The sequence below is a fragment of the Pseudomonas sp. R5-89-07 genome (assembly GCF_003851685.1).
GTDB lineage: Bacteria > Pseudomonadota > Gammaproteobacteria > Pseudomonadales > Pseudomonadaceae > Aquipseudomonas.
Genome location: NZ_CP027727.1, coordinates 4,355,275 through 4,379,021, shown reverse-complemented (window position 1 = coordinate 4,379,021; position 23,747 = coordinate 4,355,275). Strand labels below are relative to the sequence as shown.

The following is a 23,747-nucleotide window of genomic DNA, read 5'->3' as shown; positions in this document are numbered from 1 at the left end:
ATAAGACCCTACTGCAGGGAAGGGTGAAAAAGGTGAGGGGTATGCAAGAAAAATCCCTCATTGGTCATGAAAGTGTCGGCATTATGCCCCAACCCAAGCTTACTTGTAGCTGAACGATAGCGGGGAATCCGGGTTTTTTTATCGGCAAAGCGCCGCCCGTCCCAGAGAGTCGGGCAATTGCCGTCTTAAACTGCTAAAGTGCCGCCCGTTATTACTTATGAGGATTGTTCCAATGGCGACTAACCGTTCCCAGCGTCTGCGCAAAAAACTGTGCGTTGATGAATTTCAAGAGCTGGGTTTCGAACTGAACCTGGACTTCAAAGAAGGCCTGAGTGAAGAAGCTATCGACGCTTTCCTCGAAGCATTCATCAAAGAAGCCATGGAAGCCAACGGTCTGGGCTATGTCGGCGGCGATGACTACGGTCTGGTTTGCCTGCAGAAGCGCGGCTCGGTCTCCGAAGAGCAGCGTGCTGCCGTTGAAGCCTGGCTGAAAACCCGTTCCGAGCTGACCAAGGCTGAAGTCAGCCCGTTGCTGGACGTGTGGTATCCGGAAAAGCCGATCAACGCGGCCAAGTGATACTAAACAAAACGGCGACCTGAGGGTCGCCGTTTTTTTATGCCTTGCGCCAATTCAGGATCAGCAGCGTCAACACCCCCGCCACAATCCCCCAGAACGCCGAACCGATGGAAAACAACGTCAGGCCTGACGCGGTGACCATAAACGTGATCAGCGCCGCTTCCCGTTCCTTGGGCTCATTCATGGCGATGCTCAGGCCATTGATGATCGAGCCAAACAACGCGAGGGCCGCAATCGACAGCACCAGTTCCTTGGGCAACGCTGCGAACAGTGCCGCCAAAGTGGCGCCGAATACCCCGGCAATCCCGTAGAACACCCCGCACCATACGGCGGCGGTGTAGCGCTTGTTGCGGTCTTCATGGGCGTGCGGCCCGGTGCAGATCGCCGCGCTGATTGCCGCCAGGTTGATGCCGTGGGAGCCAAAGGGCGCCAGCACCAGCGAGGCGAGGCCGGTGGTGGTGATCAGTGGCGAGGCCGGCACGGTGTAGCCGTCGGCGCGCAGCACGGCGACGCCCGGCATGTTTTGCGACGTCATCGCCACCACGAACAGCGGGATGCCAATGCTGATGGTCGCCGCCAGTGAGAAATGCGGTGTGGTCCATACCGGTGTCGCGACTTCCAGGTGAAAACCGCTGAAGTCCAGCAGCCCCATCAAGCCCGACAGCAGGGTGCCGATCACCAGCGCAGCGAGCACGGCATAACGCGGCGACAGGCGCTTGATGATCAGGTAAGTGAAAAACATCCCCAGCACCAGGCCGGTGCGATGCTGCGCGGCGACGAAGATTTCGCTGCCGATCTTGAACAGAATCCCCGCCAGCAACGCCGCCGCCAGTGATGCGGGGATGCGCTTGACCAGTTTTTCAAAGCTGCCGGTCAGCCCGCAGATCGTTACCAGCACCGCGCAGGTGATGTAGGCGCCGATGGCCTCGCCGTAGCTGACCCCGCCCAGGCTGGTGATCAGCAGCGCCGCGCCGGGGGTGGACCAGGCAATGGTGATCGGCGTGCGATAGCGCAGGGACAGGCCGATGCTGCACACCGCCATGCCGATGGAGATCGCCCAGATCCACGAGGAGATCTGCGCCGTGGTCAAGCCCGCTGCCTGACCGGCCTGGAACATCAGCACCAGCGAGCTGGTGTAGCCGGTCATCATGGCGATGAAACCGGCGACGAGAGCCGACGGCGAGGTGTCGGCCAGCGGGCGCAAGGGCGCTTGGGTGGCGTCGGTCATGGGAAGATGTTCCTTGTGTCAGGCTTTCTTGTAGGAGCGAGCTTGCTCGCGAAAAACGTCAACGATAACGCGAGCTTCCTGAATAACCGTGGCGTTCTCAGGTTTTTCGCGAGCAAGCTCGCTCCTACAAAAACGGCGTGGGAAATCGTGGAATCAAGCCTAAACTCAAACGTAACGTCCCATTGCAATACAGCCGACGCCGCAAACAGCCGTACAGTGTGTTGGCCCATTGGGTTGTGTACAATGTGCCCTGTTTTTAGGTGATACTTGCCAGCGACCCGCTGTTGCCGTATTACCGTTAATTCGCCGCCGTTCTCCAAACCCGAGTGCCCATGAACGAACAGTTGCAACCTCTCAAGAAACAACCGCGAGCCGGCAAGGCTGGTCGCAGCGGAACCCAGGACGATATCGTCTACGCGCATATCTTCGAGGCGATCCTCGAACAACGCCTGGCACCCGGCACCAAATTGAGCGAAGAGGCACTGGGCGAAATTTTCGGCGTGAGCCGCACCATCATTCGCCGCGCGTTGTCGCGCCTGGCCCATGAAGGCGTGGTGTTGCTGCGGCCCAATCGTGGCGCGGTCGTCGCCAGCCCCAGCGTTGAGGAGGCGCGCCAGGTATTCATGGCCCGGCGTCTGGTGGAGCGGGCGATCACCGAATTGGCGGTACAGCACGCCACCGCTGAGCAACTGGCCGAGCTGCGCCAGATGGTCAACGACGAACGCGACAGTTTCTCCCGTGGCGACCGGGGTGCCGGCATCCGCCTCTCTGGCGAGTTTCACTTGAAGCTGGCTGAAGCGGCGAAGAATGCGCCGCTGATCAGCTTCCAGCGTAGCCTGGTGTCCCAGACCTCATTGATCATCGCCCAGTACGAAAGCGGCAACCGCTCGCACTGTTCTTACGATGAACACACCCAGTTGATCGACGCGATCGAAGCGCGCGATGCGGTACTGGCGGTGGATTTGATGATGCATCACATGGATCACATCGACAGCAAGCTCAACCTCGATGAGGAAAGTGCGTCGGACGACTTGCATGCGGTGTTCTCGCATTTGCTGCAGACCAAGAAGCCTGGGCGCTCTTCGGTAAAACTGTAATTTCCCTGGCTCACCTGGGATAAAAAATGTGGGAGGGGGCTTGCCCCCGATGGCGGTGTGTCAGTCAACTGAATCAGTGACTGATACTCTGCTATCGGGGGCAAGCCCCCTCCCACATTGGTTTTGTGGTGTGGCTGGGATCAGCGCTGGTGCACCAGTTGGCCGGCGGCGTAGGCCTGCAACACCGTCCGATCATCTCCCAGCGTCATCAGCACGAACAACGTCTCGGCAATGTTATTGGCCTGCTTCAGGCGATAGCTCAGCAGCGGCGTGGCGTTGTAGTCCAGCACCAGGAAGTCCGCATCCGTGCCCGGTTGCAGGGTGCCGATCTTGTCTTCCAGGCGCAGCGCTCGCGCCCCGCCCAGGGTGGCCAGGTACAGTGATTTGAAAGGGCTCAACCGCGCGCCTTGCAGTTGCATGACCTTGTAGGCTTCATTCAGCGTTTGCAGCAGCGAGAAGCTGGTGCCGCCGCCCACGTCCGTGCCCAGGCCTACATGCAGTTTGTGCTTTTCGGCCATCGGCAGGTTGAACAGGCCACTGCCGAGGAAGAAGTTCGACGTCGGGCAGAACGCCACGGCCGAGCCGGTCTCGGCCAGCCGTGCGCATTCCTCGTCGCACAGGTGCACGCCATGGGCAAACACCGAGCGTTCGCCGAGCAGTTTGTAGTGGTCGTACACGTCCAGGTAGCCGTTGCGCTCCGGAAACAGCGCCTTCACCCACTCGACTTCCTGCTTGTTCTCACTGATGTGGGTCTGCATGTACAGGTCCGGGTATTCCCCCAGCAGTTGCCCGGCCAGGGCCAGTTGCTCCGGCGTGCTGGTGGGGGCGAATCGCGGCGTGACGGCGTAATGCAGGCGGCCCTTGCCGTGCCAGCGCTCGATCAGCGCCTTGCTTTGCTCGTAGCCCGATTGTGGGGTGTCGGTCAGGTAGTCCGGCGCGTTGCGGTCCATCATCACTTTGCCGGCGATCATGCGCAGGTCGAGTTTTTCGGCGGCTTCGAAGAATGAGTTCACCGATTGCGGGTGCACGCTGCCGAATACCAGCGCAGTGGTGGTGCCGTTGCGCAGCAGTTCCTTGATGAAGATATCCGCCACTTCGTCAGCGTGCGCCTTGTCGGCGAACTGGCTTTCACACGGGAAGGTGTAGGTGTTGAGCCAGTCCAGCAGTTGCTCGCCATAGGCGCCCACCATGCCGGTCTGCGGCAGGTGGATGTGCGTATCGATCAGGCCGGGGGTGATCAGCGCGTCCTGATAGTGGGTGACCTCGATATCGGCGGGCAGGGTCGGCAGCAGGTCGCCGGCGTGGCCAACCGCGCTGATCTGGCCGTTGTCGATCACTAGCAGGCCGTCTTCGAAATACTCGTAGGACGCGTCGATGCCGACCTCGGCGGGGTCGGCGATGCTGTGCAGGATGGCGGCACGGTAGGCTTTGCGAGTCAAAGGCATGGTTATCTCAATTCTTGGCTTGGCTGCGGCGTGACACCGGCAGCAATTTGGCAATCGGTTCAGCGCTGGCGGCGTGCTGGCCGAACTGGGCGTTATAGGTGGCGATGATTTCGCCGGCGATGGAAATGGCGATCTCCACTGGCAATTTGCCCTTTACCTCGGTGAGGCCCATCGGGCAGCGCATGCGTTGCAGTTGCGCGGGGTCGAAGCCGCGATCACGCAGGCGGTGTTCGAACTTGACGCGTTTGGTCCTGGAGCCGATCAGGCCGAAGTAGGCAAAATCATTGCGCTTGAGCAGGGCGGCGGTCAGTTCCAGGTCCAGGGCGTGGTTGTGGGTCATGACGATGCAATAACAGCCCGCCGGCAAGTCGGCTATTTCGTCGACCGGCTCTTCGCTGACGATTTTACGCACGCCCTGGGGGATCTGCTGCGGAAACTCCTGCTCGCGCGAATCGATCCAGCGCACGCGGCACGGCAGGCTCGCCAGCAACGGCACCAGCGCACGCCCCACGTGGCCGGCGCCGAACACGGCAATCTGCGCCTGCACCTGGCCCATGGGTTCGAACAGCAGCACCGTCACGCCGCCGCAGCACTGGCCCAGGCTCGCGCCGAGGCTGAAGCGTTCCAGGTGGGTGTTGTGCTGGCCACTGGCAAGCATCTCGCGGGCGATGTGCGTCGCCTTGTATTCCAGGTGCCCGCCGCCGATGGTGTCGAAGGTGTGGGCGGCGCTGATCACCATCTTGGAACCGGCGTTGCGCGGGGTGGAGCCGAGTTCTTCGATGATGGTGACGAGCACGCAGGGTTCGCCTTGGTTCTGCAGGTCGGCGAGGGCGCTGATCCAGTTGTTCATGGTCACCTCTTGTGGTGTCTGTCAGGCCGTCATCGGGGGCAAGCCCCCTCCCACATGGGAACGCATTCCAAATGTGGGAGGGGGCTTGCCCCCGATGGCAGCGCCTCGGTCTAGAGCGAAGCTGTCTCGGTTTCAATCTCAACGGCTGGCGCCACCTGTAACCGCCGCATCTGCTCACACCCCCACAACACCCGCTCCGGCGTTGCCGGCGCGTCGATCCTGGGCTGATGGCGATAGTCACCCAGGCTCGCCACCGCATCCTTGATCGCGCACCACGAGGCTATCCCGAGCATGAACGGCGGCTCGCCCACGGCCTTGGAATGGAACACCGTGTCTTCCGGGTTCTTGCGGTTTTCCACCAGCTTGACCCGCAGGTCCAGCGGCATGTCGGCCACGGCCGGGATCTTGTAGCTGGCCGGGCCGTTGGTCATCAGCTTGCCTTTGTTGTTCCACACCAACTCTTCCATGGTCAGCCAGCCCATGCCCTGGATAAACCCGCCTTCGACCTGGCCGATGTCGATGGCCGGGTTCAGCGAGGCGCCCACGTCGTGCAGGATGTCGGTGCGCAGCATCTTGTATTCGCCGGTCAGGGTGTCGACGATCACTTCGCAGCACGCCGCGCCGAAGGCGAAGTAGTAGAACGGCCGCCCGCGTGACTGGCTGCGGTCGTAGAAGATTTTCGGGGTCTTGTAGAAACCGGTGCTCGACAGCGACACCTGGGCGAAATACGCCTGCTGGATCAGCGCCTCGAAGCTCAAAATCTGTTCACGCACGCGCACATGGCCGTTGCGAAATTCCACGTCCGCCTCGCTCACGTCGTACTTGCGCGCGGCAAACTCCACCAGGCGCTGCTTGATGGTTTCGGCGGCATTCTGTGCGGCCTTGCCATTCAGGTCGGCGCCGCTGGAGGCGGCTGTCGGCGAGGTGTTGGGCACCTTGTCGGTGTTGGTGGCGGTGATCTGCACGCGGTCGATGTCCACCTGGAACACTTCGGCCACCACCTGGGCGACCTTGGTGTTCAGGCCCTGGCCCATCTCGGTGCCGCCGTGGTTCAGGTGGATGCTGCCGTCGGTGTAGATATGGATCAGGGCGCCGGCCTGGTTGAGAAAGCTCGCGGTGAACGAAATACCAAATTTGACCGGAGTCAGCGCCAGGCCCTTTTTCAGGATCGGGCTGTGGGCGTTGTACAGACGCACCGCTTCGCGGCGCTCGGCGTATTGGCTGCTGGCTTCAAGTTCGGTGGTCATTTCTTCGAGCATGTTGTGCTCGACGGTCTGGTAGTAGTGGGTGACGTTGCGCTCGGTCTTGCCGTAATAGTTGGCCTTGCGCACGGCCAACGGATCCAGCGCCAGGTGGCGAGCGATGGCATCCATCACTTCCTCGATGGCGACCATCCCTTGCGGGCCACCGAAGCCACGATAAGCGGTGTTGGACGCGGTGTTGGTCTTGCAGCGATGGCCATTGACCGTGGCATCGCCCAGGTAATAGGCGTTATCGGCGTGGAACATCGCGCGGTCGACAATCGAGTTGGACAAGTCCGGCGAGCAGCCGCAGTTGCCCGCCAGTTCCAGGTTGATGCCGTGCAACCGGCCGTTGTCGTCAAAGCCCACGTCATATTCGATATAAAAAGGGTGGCGCTTGCCCGTCATCAGCATGTCTTCGACCCGCGGCAGGCGCATCTTGGTGGGCTGGCCGGTGAGGCGCGCCACCACCGCGCACAGGCAGGCGGGGCTGGCGGCCTGGGTTTCCTTGCCGCCGAACCCGCCGCCCATGCGGCGCATGTCGACGACGATTTTGTTCATCGACACGTCGAGCACTTCCGCCACCAGTTTCTGCACTTCGGTGGGGTTTTGCGTGGAGCAGTAGACGATCATGCCGCCGTCTTCGGTGGGCATCACCGACGAGATCTGGGTTTCCAGATAGAAGTGTTCCTGGCCGCCAATATGCAGCGTGCCCTGGATACGGTTTTTCGCCGTGGCCAGCGCACTGGCCGAGTCACCGCGTTGATGGCTGTGGCTGTCGAGCACGAAGTGTTTGTTGCGAAACGCCTCGACCACATCCAGTACCGGCTCCAGGTCTTCGTACTCGATCACCGCTGCCATCGCGGCCTTGCGGGCCGTTTCAAGGTCACGGGCGGCCACGGCCAATACCACCTGGCCGACGAACTGCACGGTGTCGATGGCCAGCAGCGGATCGCCCGGCATCAGTGGGCCGATGTCCTTGAGGCCCGGTACGTCTTCGTGGGTGATCACGATGCGCACGCCGTCGAAGGCATAGCAGGGGGCTGTGTCGATGCTGAGGATTTTTGCGTGGGCGCGGTCGGACATGCGCGCGTACAGGTGCAGCTGATTGGGGAATTCGAGGCGGTCGTCGATGTACTGCGCCTCACCGCTGACATGCTTGGCGGCGCTGTCATGCTTGACGCTGCGCCCGACCCCGCAAGTGAGGTCGCGGGCAAACAGTTCGGCCAGTTCGGCCTGGGTTTTTTCCACGGCGTGATGGTTAGACATAAGCGGTCACCCGAGTCTCGATGTGCGGCGTTTGCAGTTCGATGAAGTATTTGCGCAGCAGGTTTTGCGCGCTGAGCAGGCGGTATTCCTTGCTGGCGCGGAAGTCCGAGAGCGGGGTGAAATCCTCGGCCAGGGCGGCACAGGCTTTCTCCACGGTGGCTGCGTTCCAGGTGGCGCCAATCAGTTGCGTCTCGCAGTGCCTGGCGCGCTTGGGGGTGGCGGCCATGCCGCCGAAGGCAACGCGGGCCTCGCTGACCACGCCGTTGTCGAGTGTCAGGTTGAAGGCGGCGCACACGGCGGAAATATCGTCGTCCAGGCGCTTGGAAACCTTATAGGCGCGAAACAGCGAGTGGCCCTTGGGCACGATGATCTTCTCGATGAATTCACTGTCCTGGCGGGCGGTGACGCGGTAATCGATGAAGTAGTCCTCCAGCGCCAGAGTACGGCGGGTATTGCCCTTGCACAGCACAATCTGCGCGCCGAGGGCGATCAGCAACGGCGGCGAATCACCAATCGGCGAGGCGTTGCCGATATTGCCGCCCAGGGTGCCCTGGTTGCGGATCTGCAGCGAGGCGAAGCGATGCAGCAGTTCGCCGAAGTCGGGGTATTCGTGGTGCAGCGCGGCGTAGCAGTCGGAGAGGGCGGTGGCGGCGCCGATTTCCAGGCGGTCGTCGAAGGCTTCGATGCGCTTCATCTCGGCAATATTGCCGACGTAGATCATCACCGGCAGGGTGCGATGGAACTGGGTGACTTCCAGCGCCAGGTCGGTGCCGCCGGCCAGCAGGCGGGCTTGCGGGTAGGCGTCGTAAAGGTCGGCCAGGTCGGCGACGGTCAACGGTACCAGGCAGCGCTTGTCGCCACTGTTGAGTTCGCCGGTTTGGGTCGGCGCGATGGCTTTGAGGCGGGCAATGGTCTCGGCCTGGCGGCTGTCGAACTGGTCCTGAGGCTTGTTGCAGCAGGCTTGTTCCGCAGCCGCCAGAATCGGCCGATAGCCGGTGCAGCGGCACAGGTTGCCGGCCAGGGCTTCGTGGGCCTTCTGGCTGTCGGGCCTGTCGCTGTTCTTTTGCAGGGCAAACAACGACATCACGAAACCTGGGGTGCAGAAGCCGCACTGCGAGCCATGGCATTCGACCATCGCCTGCTGCACGCTGTGCAGTTGGCCCTGGTGCTTGAGGTCTTCGACGCTGATCAGTTGCTTGCCGTGCAGCGACGAGACAAAGGTCAGGCAGGAATTGAGGCTGCGATAGCGAATCTGCTCAATGCCTTGATCGTCGCTGTGCAGTTCGCCCACCACCACGGTGCACGCACCGCAGTCGCCGCTGGCGCAGCCTTCCTTGGTACCGGGTTTGCCCACATGCTCGCGCAAGTAGTTGAGCACGGTAAGGTTGGGGTCCAGGGCGTGCTCGCTACGGAGTTCCTGGTTAAGTAAAAACTGGATCACGGAAGGCCTCGCAGACTCATTATTGTTGTTAACCGCTTTGCGCCGAATCTAGTCATGTCTGACTTTTCGGTCAATGGTTTTCTGACCTAAGGGTCAAGAAAATGCGGTCACAACACTTACTATTATGGTTCAGTCTTCTGGAACCGGCGTTTTCAGGGGCTTATGGCTTTTCAGGCTTGCGTGTTTCATGCCAAATTCGCCACGGTGGGCGTAGCGCCATCAGCGGGCCAATGCGCTACACTGCCGCGTTTGTACCGATAGCAGATTTTGAAGGGAAAACATGACGTTCAAGGCGCCGGACAGTCTCGCCGAGCAAATCGCTCACCACCTCGCCGAACGTATCATCCGCGGCGATCTCAAGCCTGGGGAGCGGATCCAGGAACAGAAGGTCACGCTGGCGCTGAATGTCAGCCGTGGCTCCGTGCGCGAAGCCTTGCTGATCCTCGAGCGCCGGCACCTGATCGCGATCCTGCCGCGCCGTGGCGCCCACGTCACCGAACTCACCGCACACAAGGTGCAGAGCCTGTGTACGTTGATGGGCGAGATGTACATCCTGCTCGGCAATGCGGTGGCCGAAGGCTGGCAGACCCAGGCCGACATGGCGCCCTTCCTGCAAATCCAGCAGCGCCTGATGGGCAGCTATGAGCGTCAGGACATCCGCGCCTTCGTCGAAGAAAGCTTCAATGTGATGCGCGCCGCGTACCCCTTCGCCAACAACCCGTATCTGCAGGAAACCGTAGAGAACCTGCAGCCGGCGATGAACCGCGCCTATTACCTGGCCCTCGAGCAGCGCAAGGCGGAAATGAGCGAATACCTGACGCTGTTCGAACAGTTGCTCGCTGCCGTGCTGGCCCGTGACCTGGCGCAGATCCGTCTGGTGCTGTCGGCCTACTGCCAGCGCAGCAGCTCGCTGGTGATCGCAGCGTTGGCGGACGCCTAAGCGTGCGGCTCAAGTGCATCAAGCTGGCGGGGTTCAAATCCTTCGTCGACCCGACCACGGTAAACTTCCCCAGTAACATGGCGGCGGTGGTCGGGCCCAATGGTTGCGGCAAGTCGAATATCATCGACGCCGTCCGCTGGGTGATGGGCGAGAGCTCGGCGAAAAACCTGCGCGGCGAGTCGATGACCGACGTCATCTTCAACGGCTCCACCAGCCGCAAGCCGGTGAGCCAGGCCAGCATCGAGCTGGTGTTCGACAACTCCGATGGCACCCTGATCGGCGAATACGCGGCCTACGCGGAAATCTCCATCCGCCGTAAAGTCACGCGTGACAGCCAGAACAGTTACTTCCTCAACGGCACCAAATGCCGTCGACGCGACATCACCGATATCTTCCTCGGCACAGGCCTGGGCCCGCGCAGCTACTCGATCATCGAGCAGGGCATGATCTCCAAGCTGATCGAAGCCAAGCCTGAAGACCTGCGCAATTTCATCGAAGAAGCGGCCGGCATCTCCAAATACAAGGAGCGGCGCCGCGAGACCGAAAGTCGCATCCGCCGCACCCATGAAAACCTCGCCCGCCTGACCGACCTGCGCGAAGAGCTGGAGCGCCAGTTGGAGCGCCTGCACCGCCAGGCCCAGGCCGCCGAGAAGTATCAGGAATACAAGGCCGAAGAGCGCCAGCTCAAGGCACAGCTGTCGGCCCTGCGCTGGCAGGCGTTGAACGATCAGGTCGGCCAGCGCGAGGCGATCATCGGCACCCAGGAAGTCAGCTTTGAAGCGCTGGTGGCCGAGCAGCGCAATGCCGACGCCAGTATCGAGCGTCTGCGGGACGGGCACCATGAGCTGTCCGAGCGCTTCAATCTGGTGCAGGGGCGTTTCTATTCGGTGGGGGGCGACATTGCCCGGGTCGAACAGAGCATCCAGCACGGCCAGCAGCGTCTGCGCCAGCTGCAGGACGATTTGAAGGAAGCCGAGCGCGCGCGCCTGGAAACCGAATCGCACCTGGGCCACGACCGCACCTTGCTGCTGACCCTGGGCGAAGAGCTGGACATGCTCACCCCCGAGCAGGAAATCACCAGTGCCGCCGCCGAAGAAGCGGCAGCGGCCCTGGAAGAAGCCGAAACCAGCATGCACGGCTGGCAGGAGCAGTGGGACACCTTCAACCTCACCTCCGCCGAACCGCGGCGCCAGGCCGAGGTGCAGCAGTCGCGCATCCAGCAGCTGGAAACCAGCATGGAGCGTTTGGCCGAGCGTCAGCGCCGCCTGCAGGAAGAGCGCGTATTGCTCGCCGCCGACCCGGAAGACGCCGCGATCCTGCAGTTGAGCGAGCAACTGGCCGAAAGCGAAATGACCCTGGAAGAGCTCGAAGCCAGCGAAGAGCAGCAAGTGGAGCGCCTGGAGCAATTGCGTCAGCAACTGCACACCGCGACCCAGGCGCAGCAGCAGGCCCAGGGCGATTTGCAACGGCTCAACGGGCGGCTGGCATCACTTGAAGCCTTGCAGCAAGCCGCGCTGGACCCCGGCACCGGCACCGCCGAATGGCTGCGCGACCAGCACCTGGCCGAGCGCCCACGCCTGGCCGAAGGGCTGAAAGTGGAGGCCGGTTGGGAACTGGCGGTGGAAACCGTGTTGGGCGCCGACCTGCAAGCGGTGCTGGTGGATGATTTTGGCGGCTTCGACCTGGCCGGTTTTGCCCAGGGTGACTTGCGTCTGCTCAGCCCGGCTGCAGACGGTACGCGCGTGCCGGGCAGCCTGCTGGACAAGGTCGAGGCGGCGATTGACCTGTCGCCGTGGCTGGGCCAGGTCAAGCCGGTTGAATCGCTTGAGCAGGCCCTGGCCCAGCGCGGTCAGCTCGGTGCTGGTGAAAGCCTGATCAGCCGCGACGGTTACTGGGTCGGTCGCCATTTCCTGCGCGTGCGGCGTGCCAGCGAAGCCGAGAGCGGGGTATTGGCCCGTGGCCAGGAAATCGTCAACCTGAGCGCCGAGCGTGAAGAGCGCGAAGCCACCCTGGAAAGCCTGGAAGCCGAGCTGCAAACCCTGCGTGCTACCCAGCGCCAGCAAGAGACCGGCCGCGAACACCTGCGCCGCCTGTTACAGGACGAAGCGCGTCAGCAAGGCGAACTCAAGGCCCAGCTGTCGGCGAGCAAGGCCAAGGTCGAACAACTGACCCTGCGCCGCACCCGCCTCGACGAAGAAGTGACCGAGATGGGCGAGCAGCGCGCCCTTGAGCACGAACAGATCGGCGAAGCGCGCCTGCAACTGCAGGAGGCCCTCGACAGCATGGCCCTGGACACCGAGCAGCGCGAATTGCTGCTGGCCCAGCGCGACAGCCTGCGCGAACGGCTCGACCGCGTGCGCCAGGAAGCCCGCCAGCACAAGGACCACGCCCACCAGTTGGCGGTACGCCTGGGCTCGTTGCGCGCCCAGCACGCTTCCACGGCCCAGGCGCTCGAGCGCCTGGAGATGCAATCGGAACGTCTCACCGAGAAACGCGAGCAACTGAGCCTGAACCTGGAGGAGGGCGAAGCGCCCCTTGAAGAGCTGCGCCTCAAGCTTGAAGAGTTGCTCGACAAACGCATGAGCGTCGACGAAGAACTCAAGACCGCGCAGATCGCCCTGGAAGATGCCGACCGCGAACTGCGCGACGCCGAAAAGCGCCGCACCATGGCCGAGCAGCAATCCCAGCTGATTCGCGGCCAGCTCGAACAGCAACGCATGGAGTGGCAAGCCCTGACCGTGCGCCGCAAGACCCTGCAGGACCAGTTGCTGGAAGACGGTTATGACCTGCACGGCGTACTCAACACGCTGACCGCCCAGGCCAACGAAAAAGACGCCGAGGAAGAACTTGAGCGGATTGCTGCGCGTATCCAGCGGCTCGGTGCGATCAACCTCGCGGCCATCGATGAGTACCAGCAGCAGTCCGAGCGCAAACGTTATCTGGACGCCCAGGACGCCGACCTGGTGGAAGCCCTGGATACGTTGGAAAACGTGATCCGCAAGATCGACAAGGAGACCCGTAACCGCTTCAAGGATACCTTTGATCAGATTAATGGCGGTTTACAGGCGTTATTCCCAAAAGTTTTCGGTGGCGGCAGCGCCTACTTGGAACTGACGGGCGAAGATCTACTCGATACAGGGGTAACGATCATGGCGCGGCCACCGGGCAAGAAGAACAGCACCATCCATTTGTTGTCCGGCGGCGAAAAGGCGCTGACCGCTCTGGCACTGGTATTTGCCATCTTCAAGCTGAACCCGGCGCCGTTCTGCATGCTCGACGAGGTTGACGCACCGCTGGATGACGCTAACGTTGGACGCTACGCTCGGCTGGTCAAGGAGATGTCCCAGACAGTGCAGTTCATCTACATCACCCACAACAAGATCGCCATGGAAATGGCCGATCAGTTGATGGGCGTGACGATGCATGAGCCCGGCTGTTCGCGTTTGGTGGCGGTGGATGTGGAAGAAGCCATGGCAATGGTTGAATCCTGAGATCAGTCAGGAAGGATTTTTTACAGCACGCTGTAGGGCGATTTACCTATGTGGCAAAAGTGGCAAATGGACATATTTGTTCAAGGCATTTTGACAGACGGTGTAAAGTTATCTTTGGTCGTGCTAGTTTAATGTCAATTTTTCGTATGCGTGGGCAAAACGCCAGTCAGAACATAGAGTTGGCGCCACGTTTTAAAGCGGTTTGCACGGTGCTAAACCCCTTATTTTTCAGCATTTTTTATAGAGGCACGGGATTACATGGAAATCGGTCTGCGCGAGTGGCTGATCGTCATCGGCATTATTGTCATTGCCGGTATTCTTTTTGATGGCTGGCGCCGCATGCGCGGTGGCAAGGGCAAGCTTAAATTCCGCCTGGACCGAAACCTGTCCAACCTGCCGGACGATGACGGCAGCGCCGAGCTGCTGGGGCCGCCCCGTGTGCTGGACACCCACAAGGAACCGCAGCTGGACGAGCACGACTTGCCGTCGATGAGTGCGCCGGTGCGTGAAGCCCGTGAACCCTTGTCCAAGCGTGGCAAGCGCGGCAGCGCTGCATCGGCTGAGCCGCATCAGGGCGACTTGAACCTTGATGTCGACGAAGGCCCGAGCTTCAGCAGCCGCGACGACGATTTCCCGGACGAAAACGCCGGCAAGAACGCGGCGCGCCAATCGGTCAACGATCAGCCGGCCGCCGAAGAAGTGCTGGTGATCAGTGTGATCTGCCGCGACGCGGGTGGCTTCAAGGGCCCGGCGCTGTTGCAGAACATCCTTGAGAGCGGCCTGCGCTTTGGCGAGATGGATATCTTCCACCGCCACGAAAGCATGGCCGGTAATGGCGAAGTACTGTTCTCCATGGCCAACGCGGTCAAGCCGGGCACCTTCGACCTGGACGATATCGACCTGTTCAGCACCCCGGCGGTCAGTTTCTTCCTCGGCCTGCCAGGCCCGCGTCACCCCAAACAAGCGTTCGACGTGATGGTGGCCGCGGCGCGCAAGCTGTCCCAGGAACTGAACGGCGAACTCAAGGACGATCAACGCAGCGTCCTCACTGCCCAGACCATCGAGCATTACCGTCAGCGCATCGTCGAGTTCGAGCGTCGCGCCCTGACACAGAAACGCTGAGGATTGCGCTTCGGCGTTGTCAGTAGAATAAGCGCACTAACATATTGAGCAGCTTCGGCTGCTCTTTTGCTTTATGAGAGAACACCCATGACCGCCGCCCATACCCGCATCCTCGAACTGCGCGCTGAGCTGGATCAGCACAACTACCGCTACCACGTCCTCGACGAGCCGAGTATTCCGGACGCCGAGTACGACCGGTTGTTCCATGAGCTCAAGGCGCTGGAGGCCGAGCACCCGGAGCTGGTGACGCGTGATTCGCCGACGCAGCGGGTCGGCAGTGCGGCGCTGTCGGCGTTTACCCAGGTCAGGCATGAGATCCCGATGCTCAGCCTGGGCAACGCCTTCGATGAAGCGACCATGCTCGAATTCGACCGCCGGGTGACCGAAGGCCTGGACCTGCCGGCCGGTGACCTGTTCGGCAGCGTCGAATACAGCTGCGAGCCGAAGCTGGACGGCCTGGCGGTCAGCCTGTTGTATCAGGACGGCGAACTGGTGCGCGGCGCGACCCGTGGCGACGGCACCACTGGCGAAGACATCAGCGTCAATGTGCGCACCGTGCGTAACATCCCGTTGAAGCTGCACGGCAGCGGCTGGCCGGCCACTCTGGAAGTGCGCGGTGAAGTGTTCATGTCCAAGGCCGGTTTCGAGCGCCTGAACGCCTCGCAACTGGAAGTCGGCGGCAAGACCTTCGCCAACCCACGCAATGCGGCGGCCGGCAGCCTGCGCCAGCTGGATTCGAAGATTACCGCCAGTCGCCCGCTGGAATTCTGCTGCTACGGCATCGGCCAGGTGACGGCGGATATCAGTGACACCCATATCGGCAACCTCAAGCAATTGCAGAAGTGGGGCATGCCGATCAGTCATGAACTGAAGCTGGCCAAGGGTATCCAGGAATGCCTGGACTATTACCGCGATATCGGCGAGCGGCGTAACAGCCTCGGGTATGAAATCGACGGTGTGGTGTTCAAGGTCAACAATATTGCCTACCAGCGCGAACTGGGTTTCCGCGCCCGCGAGCCGCGCTGGGCCATTGCGCATAAATTCCCGGCCATGGAAGAGCTGACCGAGTTGCTTGACGTGGAATTCCAGGTCGGCCGCACCGGCGCCGTCACCCCTGTGGCGCGTTTGAAGCCGGTCAAGGTCGCTGGCGTCACCGTGTCCAACGCCACCCTGCACAACATGGACGAAGTGGCGCGCCTGGGCCTGATGATCGGTGACACGGTGGTGATCCGCCGCGCCGGGGATGTGATCCCGCAGGTGGTGTCGGTGGTCACCGAGCGTCGCCCGGAACACGCCCGTGCGGTGCAAGTCCCCGAGAGCTGCCCGGTATGCGGCTCCCATGTGGAGCGCACGCAACTGGTCAAGCGCAGCAAGGGCAAGGAAACCGTCAGCGAGGGCGCGGTGTACCGTTGCGTCGGGCGCCTGGCCTGTGGCGCGCAGCTCAAGCAGGCGATCATTCATTTCGTCTCGCGCCGCGCCATGGACATCGACGGCCTGGGCGACAAGACCATTGAGCAACTGGTGGACGAAAAACTCATCGGTTCGCCAGCCGACCTCTACAAGCTCAAGTACGAACAGATCATCGACCTGGAAGGCTTCGCCGACATTTCCAGCAAGAAGCTGATCGCCGCCATCGAAAACAGCAAGACGCCCACCCTGGCGCGGTTCATCTACGCCCTGGGTATTCCCGATGTGGGCGAGGAGACCGCCAAGGTGCTGGCGCGCTCCCTGGCCTCTCTTGAGCGTGTACAAAAAGCGCTGCCGGAAGTGCTCACCTACTTGCCGGATGTGGGCCTTGAAGTGGCGCACGAGATCCATAGCTTCTTTGAAGACCGCCATAACCAGGACGTGATCGGTGCGCTGCTGTCGCCGCAGGAATGCGGCCTGCAATTGCAGGAACAGGCCGAGCTGAGCGCCGAATTCGCCGCCAGCACCACCCTGGGCGGCCTGCTCGACAAGCTGCACGTGCCCACTGTGGGGCCGGGCGCGGCGCAAAAACTGGCGGACAAGTTCGGCAGCCTCGAAGGCGTGATCCAGGCCGACTGGCTGGACATGCGCCAGGCCCTGCCCGAGAAGCAGGCCAAGGCCGTGCGCGAGTTCTTCGACAACCCCGACAACGCCCGCCACGCCCTGGCCATCGAGCAGCAGCTCAAGGACTTCGGCATGCACTGGCAAAGCGAGAAAAAAGTCGTCGAAGGCTTGCCGGAAGCCGGGCACACCTGGGTGCTCACCGGCTCCCTGGAGCTGATGAGCCGCGATGTGGCCAAGGACAAACTGGAAAGCCTCGGCGCCAAGGTGGCCGGTTCCGTTTCGGCCAAGACCCACTGCGTGGTGGCCGGGCCGGGCGCCGGTTCCAAACTGGCCAAAGCCAGCGAGCTGAGGGTAAAGGTGCTGGACGAGGAAGCGTTCGTCGCCTTCCTGGCCAAGCACAACATAAGCGTGTGAAACATTGTAGGAGCGAGCTTGCTCGCGAAGAGCCGGAGTGCGCCGCGTTGAATCAGGCACCCCGCGTTATCGTTGATGACCTTCGCGAGCAAGCTCGCTCCTACAGGGGGCAGGGGTGCTGATCCATCCGAGTGGAACGATCCTGCGAGGGAAATGATCTAGTCTCAGTCACCCCCTGGGAGAGATCGCCATGTTCCGCTACTTCGACCAACTCAGCTCGCGTATCGCGGCACCGTTCATGGCCGGCTCTTCGCGTAACAGCAAGGTCTGGCAGTGCCGCTGTGGCCAGTCCTTGTTCTTTCGCAACAGCCAGTGCCTGGCCTGCTCGGCGCTGCTGGGCTACCACCCCCAACAAAGTCGCTTGTCCTCGCTGCAACCCGGTCCCGTGGCCGACACCTGGCTGATGGATGACAACCTCGACGCCGGCGCCTTCCGCCGCTGCGCCAACCTGGACACACCGGCTGCCTGCAACTGGCTGATCCCGGCGCACAGCACCTTTCCCTTGTGCGTGGCCTGCAGCCTGAACCGCACCATTCCCGACTTATCGGTCCCGGAAAACCCCGAGCGCTGGCGCAAGGTGGAAACGGCCAAGCGCCGACTGGTGGCGCAGCTGATCAGCCTGGGCCTGCAGGTGGTGCCCAAGCGCGTCGACGAAGAGACCGGCCTGGCATTCGATTTTGTCGGCATCGACCTGGCAGGCAATGCGCCCACCACCGGTCACGCCAACGGCCTGATCACCCTCGACATCAAGGAGGCCGACGACGCCCATCGTGAAAAAGTTCGCGTGCAGATGCGCGAGCCCTACCGGACATTGCTCGGCCACTTTCGTCATGAAGTCGGCCACTACTACTGGGATCGCCTGATCGCAGGCAGCCACTGGCTGGAACCCTTTCGCAACCTGTTCGGCGACGAACGCGCCAGTTACGCCGACGCGCTCGACCAGCACTACCAGAACGGGCCTCGCCCGGACTGGCAGCAAACCTGCGTCAGCGCCTACGCCACCATGCACCCCTGGGAAGACTGGGCCGAAACCTGGGCTCACTACCTGCACATGATGGACGCCGTCGACACGGCCCTGGGCTTTGGCATGAGTGCGCGGGAGATGGACCTGGACTACCAGCCGTTTCCCCTGACCACCTTGTACGACCCCGAACACCCTGGCGGTGCGGCGTTTCTCTCCTTCGTCAACGCCTGGATCGAGCTCGCCGGCATGCTCAACGAATTGTCGCGCAGCATGGGCCAACCGGATTTCTACCCCTTCGTGCTGCCGCCGGCAGTGATTGCCAAGTTGCACTTCATTCACCTGGTGATCCAGGAAGAGGGCGGCAAGGCGGATAAAGTCCTACAGGCCCAATGATGAAAAAATGTGGGAGGGGGCTTGCCCCCGATAGCGGGGTGTCAGCCAACAAATTTATTGGCTGGTTCACCGCCATCGGGGGCAAGCCCCCTCCCACATTGGATAGCGTCATTGTTGGAGGCCATGGCAAGTACTTGAAGCTTCTCATTTTTTACGGTTGTAACTTCCGATGAGATCGGTACAATGGCCCCGCTTGCCGAGAGGCCAGCGTCGTTATGGTGACCCCATCGGTCCCCCCGCAACGATTACCCGTGAACCTGGTCAGAGCCGGAAGGCAGCAGCCACAGCGGGAACATTGTGTGCCGGGGTGTGGCTGGTGGGGTTGCCTCCATAACGCTCCCTCCTGTAACACCCATCAAAAATCCAAATACCCAGCCAGTCATCTGTGACGTTTATTGCACAGTGCATGACGGCCATTTCACGACTAGTGGCATACTCCCAAGCGTCTCTTCCCCTGGCTATGAGGCTGTATGCACTCGGAACATTTTGCGTTATCCAGCCCGGTATTCCTGCCGATCACCGACGAAACCTGCGCCGGGTTGTTGAGCGCTGACGCTGCGGCTGCGCTCGCTGCGCTGAGTGAGCCGGAGCTTGCAGCGGTGCTGGTTATCCAGAATCTGGCGCAAATGCCGGAACACGAACTGAGTGCAGTGGGCGCTGAACGGGTGTTGGCCAAGCTCATTGGCTGGGCGGCAGAGGCCAGGCATTCTGCGGCCGTGAGCCTGCTGTCGGAAGCGCAGCGGCTGTTTGACACGCGCAAGCTGTACTTCGGCCTCAATGTGGTCAAGAGCCTTGGATTGCGTTTTCTGCTGGCCGATGAAGTGTCGGCCCGGGACTATCTATTGCCCGACGGCAAATGGGACGTCGAATACAAAGTTCGTCACCTCAAGGCCAACAATCCGTTCCGCCAGCAGATGGTCACGCCCCGGCACCGCGAGCGCTGGTTGAGTGCCGAGCAAGACAAGCTGGTCCGAACCTTTCGCGCCAACCTGAACGAAGACCTGCATGTCCAGGGGTACGCGGGCATCGGCAAAAGTCACCTGCTGGTGGCGCTGATGGAGCATCTGCGCCCCGAGAAGACCTTGCTGCTGGCCCGTACGCCGGCCAAGCTGGAAACCCTGCGCGCGCGTATGGTGGGCACGCGGGAAAGAAAGGCCGGGCAGACCTTCCAGGCGTTCGCCCATGCCTTGCTGCATGGCCCGAGGCCGCAGCCGGTGAATACGCAAGTGCGTGTCCCGAGCAAGCAGGCACTGGCCCAGGAACTGAATATCTTTGGTTTTCGTCGCCTGGAAGGGCAGGCAGTGCTGGAGGTGTGCCTCAAGGTGTTGGAAAGCTACTGCCGTTCCTGGGACTACAGCCTGTCGGCCAAGCACTTGCCGCATTTCAAGCAACCGTTGTCGGCGGTTGATGCCCAGGCGCTGCTCGAATATTCCAGCCGGGTGTGGGGTTACCTTGAGGCGAATGCGGCCTGGAGCAGCCACACAGGCTTCGAAGCCTTGTTGATGATCAAGCGTGCAGCCCTTGCAGGCAGTGTGGTGCCTGAACGCTATACCCATGTGCTGATCGACGAGAGCCAGGATATTCCGGCGCCGCTGCTGCAAATCATCGAGCGCGGCCGCCAGGTGCTGATCACACTGGGCGATGAGTATCAGCAGGCCAGTGGCGTGATGGTCAAACGCGCCCGTGAGGTTCGCCACACGGACGTGGGCTATTCGGTGCGTTCCGGGCGCAATGTCGAGCGCCTGGTCAATCCGCTGATCAGCCAGCACTCCGAAAAAAGCAAAGTGCTGTTCGAGGGCGCGCGGGATGCTGACGTCGGGATCGAGCTGTATCCCCAGGGCTTTGTGCCGCCGCCAGGTTGTGTGGTGCTGACTGCGTCCGCCTGGGACAGCATGAAATGGCTCATTGAACTGAGCGAAGCGCGTTGTGCCTGTGCCTTTGCCAGCCATGAAGCGCAGCAGGACCTCAAATACTTCATGGACACCGTCATCGCCCTGTTCAAGCCAGAGTTTTATGGCAGCGAGTACAGTGACCGTGGGCCTCATCCGTTTTTCAGCGATATGACCGACTGGCAACAGGTGCGTGACGCGTGCCGGTTCGACGAGGCGTTTCTGTGGGTCGAGGCCAGGCTGGAAAAAGGTTTCAACGTGGCCGATGTAACGCGTTTGAACAGGCTGAGCGGCGACCCGGCCGAACGCTGTCTATTGATGCTGGCCCAGGACGCTGGCGGCATGGAATTCGATCAGGTCTTGCTCACCCCTGAGCTGCTGACCAATGTGAAATTCAAGGACGCCTATGCGTTCGACCAACGGTTGTGCGCGGTGTATATCGCGATTTCCCGGGCCAGAACGCAGCTTTATCTGCCCTACGACGTGGTCGAATGGATCGATTACCACCAGTACCAGAAGACCCGTGAAGTGCATGGCTACTGAGTGATTTACTCTGGCTGATTCACAACTTTCGAAACCCCTTGTGGACAAGCCCAAACCGCCTTGTTAGCGTGCGCCGGCCACTTGTTTCAGAACATGAAAAGGGCGCGGATTTGATATTGAAGTGCTATCACTTCTTTAACTAACAAGGATGTCTGTCATGAAAAGCCTGCAAGGGTTGCCTCGTCTTATCAGTGCCTCGGTCGGCACCCCCGGTAAAGCCCGCAACCTGCCCGCCGATGTGCAGTGCATCCAGTATCTGTTCAACCTGATCATTCCCAAACTGGGGTTCCCCCTGCCTGAAAATGGCAAATGCGACGGCCAGTTGGTGCAGTGCATCAGCCAGTACCAGTTTCGTCATCTCAAGTACGCCCATCCCGATGGCGTGATCGACCCTACCGGCCGTACCTTCAACAGTTTGATCGAAGAGGCGGTGAAGGTGCCGGTGCAGGCCTTCCCGACGATGCGTATACCCACCTTTCTGAACGCCTTCGGCAATAACAATGCCGATGCGGTGCAGGCCACCGTCAACGTGTACCTGAACCAGGTGCGTGCGGTGATCGAGGCCGAACGGCGCAACCGGCAGTTGATGATGCAGGCTACCTGCGACGGTGGCACGACGCTGAGCGAAACGGACTTCCAGAATGCTGCCAAGCAACTGGGCAACGGGATCTCGGTGAATGTCATCAAGGCATTCGCCACCGTGGAGTCGGGCGGCAAGGTGGGCTTCGGGCCGGCCAAGTTGCCGATCATCGCCTTCGAAGGTCATCAATTTCGCAAGTACACCAAGCATATCTACGACCAGGCGCACCCGTTGCTGTCGTACATCTACAAGAAAAAAGCCGGCCCGCAATGGCAGACCAACAACAAGGATCAGGTCAAGGCCTGGGAAACCATGGCCACTGCGTTCGCACTGGATCAGGAAGCAGCGTTGATGTCGGCCTCGTGGGGCATGTTCCAGATCATGGGGTTCAATTTCGCGTCGTGCGGGTTCAAGACTGTGTTTGAGTTCGTGGCGTCACTGAAAGTGAATGCCGGCAATCAGCTCAAGGCCTACCTGGCCCTCTGCGGTAACAACACTGCGTTGATGAGTGCGATGAAAAACAAGGATTTTACCGCCATGGCCCGCAATTATAACGGTGATGACTATGGCAACTACGACGTGCTGATGAAGCAGGCCTACGACGTACTGGAAGGGAAGAAATAAGATGATTCGTTTGCTGGTGGCAGGTGTGTTGTCGCTGTGCGCCGTGGTGCCTGCCTTTGCAGGTTCGGCCGCGTTGCAGTCGGGCAAGTACGAAGGGCTGATGCTGGCGGTGACGCCGCAGCATCAGGTCGAAGGGTTCTACGCCGAAGACATGGGCGAGGGCGTGAAGCGGGGCTGTAGCTTTTTTCTGCAAGGCCCGCCCGAGGCGCTGACTACCTGGCGCGATGTGGCTTATCCCGGCAGCGTGGCGGCATCGTCCGATGGCGTGACCCTGACCGTGGCGCAAGGGCGTCAGCATCCCGGCTGCATCAATGTGTTGATGCCGGAAATAGCCACCGGTCTGGAACTGAGCCAGACCGCCAGGAAAAAATGGATCGGCCTGGTAACGGTATCGGCCGACAAGGCTTACCTGCTGAAAATCCCCGGTGCGAAAGCCGCCAAGCGTCCCTACATCGTCAAGAATGACGTGGTAGGGGTGCTCGCCTTCAAGGACGGTTGGGCACAGGTCGAATTCATCAATGCCGATGACCGCTCGTTCACGGGCTGGATCAGTCAGGAGCAATACGCACGGTTGGCTGCGCCGAAGCGCTGATCCTGTCAGGCGCGAGGATCGCTCCCACGCTCCCGCATGGGAATGCAGCCCGTGACGCTCTGCGTCAGCTCAGCCCGATCAGCCGAAGGTCTCGCGCAACAGCTGGGCAAACGCATCCCGTGCCAGGTGCCGCTGGCTGTCTGGGTTCCAGAACAGCAGGTTATCAACCGGCGCCAGTTCCTCGAATCGATACGACGCCAACTGATCGACCTGTTCATACCGAGCCAGGATGCCTTCCGGCGCCAGGGCCACGCCGATCCCTGCGCTGACGCAGCCAATGATCGTGCCCCAGCTGGCGTAGCTGGCAATGGCGGGCGTGAGGTCATGGGGCTTGAGCCAGTTCTCCAGGGCGGCGCGATACGGGCAGCCCACTGGCCAGACCAGCAAGGTGCGGCCCGCCAGATCTGCGGCGCCCTGGATCGGCGCGCTGGCTGCACTGGCGATCAGCACCAGGCGTTCGCGGTACACCACGCTATGTTCCAGCTTCGTGCGGGAATTGGCTGACGCCACCAGCGCCACGTCGAGCCGATGGTGCTGCAGGTCGTCCAGCAGCTGCGCCCAGGCGCCGGTGACCAGTTCCAGGCTGACGTCGGGATAGCGCCGATGATATTCAGCCAGCAGCGGCGGCAGGCGCCCGCTGGCGCTGGACTCCACCGCGCCGATGCGCAGGGTGCCGCGAGGCATCGCGTTGGCCTCCACCGCGCGTCTGGACTCGTCCACCAGCGCCAGGATGCGCTCGCAATAATCCAGAAAAACCTCCCCGGCGGCACTGATCGCCAGGCCGCGTCCTGCGCGAATGAACAACGGCGTGCCCAACTCGCTTTCCAGCTGCTTGATGCGCGTGGTGATGTTGGACGGCACGCAGTGCAATTGCAGGGCGGCCTGGGCCACGCTGCCGGTTTGCGCCACGGCTCGCACCATTTTCAGTTGGGCCAGTTCCATTGCTCAGTTCCAGTGATCTCAGAAGTCAGAAACGCTTAATTGTGCTGCGCCTGGCGCGGGCCAAGACTGACGGC

General features: G+C 61.5%; 16 protein-coding genes, 1 other RNA gene and 1 pseudogene. 11 read left to right on the top strand and 7 right to left on the bottom strand.

The annotated features are described in order from the left end of the window. Positions 1–232: 232 nt before the first annotated feature. Positions 233–577, top strand: coding sequence for a YggL family protein (locus C4J94_RS19930; RefSeq protein ID WP_010208515.1), 345 nt, complete (start codon positions 233–235; stop codon positions 575–577). A gap of 37 nt (positions 578–614) precedes the next feature. Here C4J94_RS19930 and C4J94_RS19925 read toward each other — a convergent pair whose 3' ends face one another. Next, positions 615–1,805, bottom strand: coding sequence for a benzoate/H(+) symporter BenE family transporter (locus tag C4J94_RS19925; RefSeq protein ID WP_124387718.1), 1,191 nt, complete (start codon positions 1,803–1,805; stop codon positions 615–617). Positions 1,806–2,137: 332 nt separating this feature from the next. On the opposite strand from C4J94_RS19925, the gene C4J94_RS19915 reads away from it, so the two are divergent. Continuing rightward, positions 2,138–2,902 (top strand): GntR family transcriptional regulator, encoded by a 765-nt coding sequence (locus C4J94_RS19915; protein ID WP_017739583.1) that lies wholly within the window; start codon positions 2,138–2,140, stop codon positions 2,900–2,902. Between the two features lie 140 nt (positions 2,903–3,042). On the opposite strand, the gene guaD is transcribed toward C4J94_RS19915, so the two are convergent. From guaD to xdhA, 4 genes are all read right to left on the bottom strand, one after another. After that, complete coding sequence (gene guaD / locus C4J94_RS19910; protein WP_124387716.1) at positions 3,043–4,347, bottom strand: guanine deaminase; 1,305 nt, start codon at positions 4,345–4,347, stop codon at positions 3,043–3,045. A gap of 7 nt (positions 4,348–4,354) precedes the next feature. Next, positions 4,355–5,197 carry a xanthine dehydrogenase accessory protein XdhC gene (xdhC, locus tag C4J94_RS19905; protein ID WP_124387715.1) on the bottom strand — a complete coding sequence of 281 codons (843 nt, stop codon included), beginning with the start codon at positions 5,195–5,197 and terminating at the stop codon, positions 4,355–4,357. A gap of 110 nt (positions 5,198–5,307) precedes the next feature. Then, positions 5,308–7,707: a xanthine dehydrogenase molybdopterin binding subunit gene (xdhB, locus tag C4J94_RS19900; protein ID WP_124387714.1), complete on the bottom strand. Its 2,400-nt coding sequence runs from the start codon at positions 7,705–7,707 to the stop codon at positions 5,308–5,310. Continuing rightward, positions 7,700–9,148: a xanthine dehydrogenase small subunit gene (xdhA, locus tag C4J94_RS19895; protein WP_124387713.1), complete on the bottom strand. Its 1,449-nt coding sequence runs from the start codon at positions 9,146–9,148 to the stop codon at positions 7,700–7,702. Before xdhA ends, xdhB begins: the two co-directional genes overlap by 8 nt. A gap of 280 nt (positions 9,149–9,428) precedes the next feature. Here xdhA and C4J94_RS19890 point away from each other — a divergent pair, with 280 nt between their 5' ends. From C4J94_RS19890 to ligA, 4 genes are all read left to right on the top strand, one after another. Beyond that, a complete protein-coding gene (locus C4J94_RS19890) occupies positions 9,429–10,088 on the top strand; it encodes a GntR family transcriptional regulator (RefSeq protein WP_124387712.1) in 660 nt (219 codons plus the stop codon). Between the two features lie 2 nt (positions 10,089–10,090). Next, positions 10,091–13,579 carry a chromosome segregation protein SMC gene (gene smc / locus C4J94_RS19885; protein ID WP_124387711.1) on the top strand — a complete coding sequence of 1,163 codons (3,489 nt, stop codon included), beginning with the start codon at positions 10,091–10,093 and terminating at the stop codon, positions 13,577–13,579. 258 nt (positions 13,580–13,837) lie between these two features. Next, the gene (gene zipA / locus C4J94_RS19880; protein WP_124387710.1) at positions 13,838–14,701 is read left to right on the top strand and encodes a cell division protein ZipA; all 864 of its coding nucleotides are present in this window, start codon (positions 13,838–13,840) and stop codon (positions 14,699–14,701) included. Between the two features lie 87 nt (positions 14,702–14,788). Beyond that, entirely contained in the window at positions 14,789–17,146 is a 2,358-nt protein-coding gene (gene ligA, locus C4J94_RS19875) for an NAD-dependent DNA ligase LigA (RefSeq protein ID WP_124387709.1), read from the top strand. Here the strand turns inward: ligA and C4J94_RS28170 are convergent. Further along, positions 17,134–17,238 (bottom strand): annotated as a pseudogene (locus C4J94_RS28170) (outer membrane lipoprotein carrier protein LolA); the annotation flags it as partial. The gene ligA and the pseudogene C4J94_RS28170 overlap by 13 nt on opposite strands. Positions 17,239–17,336: 98 nt before the next feature. On the opposite strand from C4J94_RS28170, the gene C4J94_RS19865 reads away from it, so the two are divergent. From C4J94_RS19865 to C4J94_RS19845, 5 genes are all read left to right on the top strand, one after another. Continuing rightward, positions 17,337–18,503 carry a putative zinc-binding metallopeptidase gene (locus C4J94_RS19865; RefSeq protein ID WP_124387708.1) on the top strand — a complete coding sequence of 389 codons (1,167 nt, stop codon included), beginning with the start codon at positions 17,337–17,339 and terminating at the stop codon, positions 18,501–18,503. Positions 18,504–18,728: 225 nt separating this feature from the next. Continuing rightward, positions 18,729–18,825: signal recognition particle sRNA small type (ffs, locus tag C4J94_RS19860), an RNA gene on the top strand. 148 nt (positions 18,826–18,973) lie between these two features. Further along, positions 18,974–20,935: a hypothetical protein gene (locus C4J94_RS19855; protein ID WP_124387707.1), complete on the top strand. Its 1,962-nt coding sequence runs from the start codon at positions 18,974–18,976 to the stop codon at positions 20,933–20,935. A gap of 157 nt (positions 20,936–21,092) precedes the next feature. Continuing rightward, a complete protein-coding gene (locus tag C4J94_RS19850; RefSeq protein WP_124387706.1) occupies positions 21,093–22,139 on the top strand; it encodes an N-acetylmuramidase family protein in 1,047 nt (348 codons plus the stop codon). A 1-nt stretch (position 22,140) separates the two neighbouring features. Further along, a complete protein-coding gene (locus C4J94_RS19845) occupies positions 22,141–22,731 on the top strand; it encodes a hypothetical protein (RefSeq protein ID WP_124387705.1) in 591 nt (196 codons plus the stop codon). 78 nt (positions 22,732–22,809) lie between these two features. Here C4J94_RS19845 and C4J94_RS19840 read toward each other — a convergent pair whose 3' ends face one another. Next, entirely contained in the window at positions 22,810–23,673 is an 864-nt protein-coding gene (locus C4J94_RS19840; RefSeq protein ID WP_124387704.1) for a LysR family transcriptional regulator, read from the bottom strand. Positions 23,674–23,747 lie beyond the last annotated feature (74 nt).